The sequence below is a fragment of the Myxococcus vastator genome (assembly GCF_010894475.1).
GTDB lineage: Bacteria > Myxococcota > Myxococcia > Myxococcales > Myxococcaceae > Myxococcus > Myxococcus vastator.
Genome location: NZ_JAAIYB010000973.1, coordinates 1 through 455, shown reverse-complemented (window position 1 = coordinate 455; position 455 = coordinate 1). Strand labels below are relative to the sequence as shown.

The window sequence follows — 455 nt, the reverse complement described above, 5'->3', positions numbered from 1 at the left end:
GCCGTAGGCTGTTTAGATTGGAATCGGACTGGCTCATTGACACCTGTCTGCAGGCGAAGATAGAGGCATCCGCCCTCGTAAACGAGCATTTTTCCGCGACCTTCATGAACAGTCCCTGGCAGAGAAGACGGCAGCCCGACGACGTCCCCACCCCCGTGGCGGTTGCCGTCTCGGACTTCTGCAGGCGCGCGAAAGCACCCGCACCGGCACCCGAGGTCCGCGAGGCGCTGGCCCTCCTGGCCGAGGCTGATGACTTCCGCGTCCGCGCACTGACGGACGGCGAACCCGAGGCCTCCCCCCTGGGGCCCTTCGCCGTCATCGACATCCTCAGCGGCACCCAGGCCTCCGTGGCCGCGCAGCGTCAGGCGTGCGGCTTCTATGAGGTCGCCCGCGAGCTGGCCCACGTGCGCGAGCAGAAGACGCCACCTCCAGCGCCCGCGGAGCCCCCCCTCACC

1 pseudogene is annotated in these 455 nt (G+C 68.4%); it reads left to right on the top strand.

The annotated features are described in order from the left end of the window. Nucleotides 1-104: 104 nt before the first annotated feature. Nucleotides 105-455: pseudogene (locus tag G4D87_RS38625) on the top strand (hypothetical protein); the annotation flags it as partial.